This is a genomic window from Asanoa sp. NPDC050611, assembly GCF_040654855.1.
Lineage (GTDB): Bacteria > Actinomycetota > Actinomycetes > Mycobacteriales > Micromonosporaceae > Asanoa.
Map to the genome: position 1 here is coordinate 1 of NZ_JBFAIU010000559.1, position 2860 is coordinate 2860.

3 protein-coding genes are annotated in these 2860 nt (G+C 72.0%); 2 read left to right on the forward strand and 1 reads right to left on the reverse strand.

From position 1 onward, the window contains the following. Positions 1–96: 96 nt before the first annotated feature. Entirely contained in the window at positions 97–651 is a 555-nt protein-coding gene (locus AB0H87_RS40150) for a dihydrofolate reductase family protein (protein ID WP_360158562.1), read from the reverse strand. A 106-nt stretch (positions 652–757) separates the two neighbouring features. Between AB0H87_RS40150 and AB0H87_RS40155 the strand changes: the two genes are divergently transcribed. Then, positions 758–1738, forward strand: a complete 981-nt coding sequence (locus AB0H87_RS40155) for an RNA polymerase subunit sigma-70 (RefSeq protein ID WP_360158565.1) — start codon at positions 758–760, stop codon at positions 1736–1738. Between the two features lie 141 nt (positions 1739–1879). Then, positions 1880–2860: Gfo/Idh/MocA family oxidoreductase (locus AB0H87_RS40160; RefSeq protein WP_360158568.1), on the forward strand; the 981-nt coding region annotated here is incomplete at its 3' end.

Here is a 2860-nt window from a genome sequence, read left to right on the forward strand (position 1 = left end):
TCCGGCGGAGTGCGGTCCTAGACAACCCACACCCCAACCGGAGGCTTTCCCTATGTCAACATCCCCGCCCGCTACCAACGTCCTGACCGGGTACAGCTAGAGCGTCCGGTAGGTGAGGAACGCGAGGTTGTCGCCGACGGTACGGGCGTCGACCAGGCGCAGGCGGGTCGCGGTCGCACCGAGGACGCGATCACCGGCGCCCGCCACGTGCGGATAGACCATCAGCCGCACCTCGTCGACGAGGCCGAGGTCGAACAGCGCGTGTGCGAGCCGGCGGCTGCCGTACACCACGATGTCGCCGTCGACCTGTTGCCGGAGCGCGCCGACGGCGTCCAACGACAGCACCGTCGTGTTGGGCCACGGCAGTTCGGTCACGGTTGTCGAGACCACGTACTTCGGCATCTCCCGCAGCCGGTCCGCCCACTCGCCGGTCCGCGCCACCCACCGGCTCGCGAACCAGTCGTAGCTGCGGCCGCCGAGCAGCATGGCGGCCGCCGCCACGGCCTCCTCGTGCTCGACCTTGGCCCACGCGGCCCGGTCGTCGTCGCTGAGGTGGTTGGCCCATCCGCCGCGGTCGAAGCCCTCCTCTCCCGTCGGGTCCTGCCCGACGCCGTCGAGCGTGACGTTGTGACTGACGATGATCTTTCCCATGGCCCTGCTCCTTTCGGTGTCACCGGTACCGACACCGCGGTGCCGCGAAAGGGGGCGCCGCCCCTTTTCGGCCGGCGCCGGTGTCCGTACCGGTTAGTGCGAAAGGATGGGAGACGTGGCCGACGTGATCACCCGCGCGCGGGCCGGTGACGGCGAGGCGTTCCGCGAGCTGACGGAGCCGCACCGCCGGGAGTTGTTGGTGCACTGCTACCGGATGCTCGGATCGATACAGGACGCCGAGGACGTCCTGCAGGAGACGCTGCTGGCGGCATGGCAGGGCATCGCGGGGTACGAGGGCCGGGCGGCGCCGCGGACCTGGCTCTACCGGATCGCCACCAACCGCTGCCTCAACGCGCGCCGGTCCGCCGCCCGCCGCCCGGCGAAGGAGTGGGACGTGCCCAAGGTCGAGCCACCGGAACCGACCCGCCTCGGCGAGGTGGTCTGGCTCGAGCCGATCCCGGACGCGCTGCTGGACCCGGAGGCCTCATACGAGCAGGCGGAGACGGTCTCGCTGGCGTTCGTCACGGCGCTGCAGACGCTGCCGCCGCGCCAGGTGGCGACGTTGCTGCTGCGCGACGTGCTCGGCTTCCACGCCGCCGAGGTCGCCGAGATGCTCGACACGACTGTCGAGTCGGTGAAGAGCGCCCTCAAGCGCGCCCGCGCCGCCCTCCCGGCGACGGCGACGACGGCGGCACCTGCAGCGGGCCCGGCCGTGGACGGCGCGGTGGTGGCCCGCTTCGTCGCGGCCTGGCGGTCGGCCGACGTGCCGGCGCTGGTCGCGCTGCTCACCGACGACGTCTTCATGTCGATGCCGCCGATCCCGTTCGAGTACGTGGGCCGGGACGCGGTCGCCCGCTTCTGCACGGCCGTCTTCGCGGCGGGCCGCCGCTTCGAGCTGGTGCCGACGCGGGCGAACGGGCAACCGGCCTTCGGCGCCTACCTGCGGGCCGGCAGCGGCCAGAGCCACGGCGTGGGCCTCTATGTGCTCACCCTGTCCGGCGACCGGATCAGCGCGCTGACCCGCTTCGAGAACATCCACCTGGACCGCTTCGGCCTCCCCCGCACGATCCAGGCAGCTCGATCCTAGGCGCTCGCCCGGTCACCCGGCGTCCACAAGCTAATATCTTGTCATCATGGCAGTATGTTAGTACAAAGCCTTGACAGCGAATCGGCGCAGCGGCAAACATGGCAGCCCGACGCACAGGCGACAGCAAGGGACGGACAGCGGATGCGCATCGGGCTCGCGGGTGTCGGACGGATCGGGGCGTTCCACGCCAGAACCCTGGCCGCACTGGACTTCGTCGACGACCTCGTCCTGCTGGACGCCAACCCCGACGCGGCGACGACGCTCGCCGAGGAGGTGGGCGCGACCGTCGCGACCGACGCACCCGACCTGCTGGCGCACCACCTCGACGGCCTCGTGATCGCCACGCCGACGCCCGGCCACGCGCCCCTGCTGCGCGCGGGCATCGAAGCGGGCGTGCCGACGTTCTGCGAGAAGCCCGTCGCGGCCACCCTCGACGAGACCATCGAGCTGGCCAACCTGGTGGAGGCCGGCGAGGTGCCGGTGCACGTCGGCTTCCAGCGCCGCTTCGACGCCGGCTACCAGCGGGCGCGCGCCGCCGTGGCGAGCGACGAGCTGGGTTTCGTGCACACGATCCGGGCCAACACGCACGACCAGGCGCCGCCGCACGCCGCGTACATCCCGACCTCCGGGGGCATCTTCCGCGACTGCAACGTGCACGACTTCGACATCCTCCGGTTCGTCACCGGGCGCGAGGTCGCGACCGTCTACGCGACCGGCGCCAACAAGGGCGCCGACTTCTTCGCCGCGGCCGGCGACGTCGACACCGGCGCGGCCGTGCTGACCCTCGACGACGGGACGCTCGCGCTCGTCTCCTCGACCCGCTACAACGGCGGCGGCCACGACGTGCGCATGGAGGTCTTCGGCGAACGCGGCAGCATCGCCGTCGGGCTCGACCACTCGCTCGCCCTGGACTCGGCCGAGGAGGGCGTGGACTTCCCACGCGGCCCACGCACGTGGTCGTTCATGGAACGTTTCCAGCCCGCCTACCGCGCCGAGCTGACCGCGTTCGCGGACGTCGCCCGCGGGCAGCGGCCGTCGCCGTGCACGGTCCGCGACGCGCTCGAGGCGTCCCGCGTCGCCGAGGCGTGCGAGCTGTCCCGGGCCGAGCACCGCCCGGTCGCC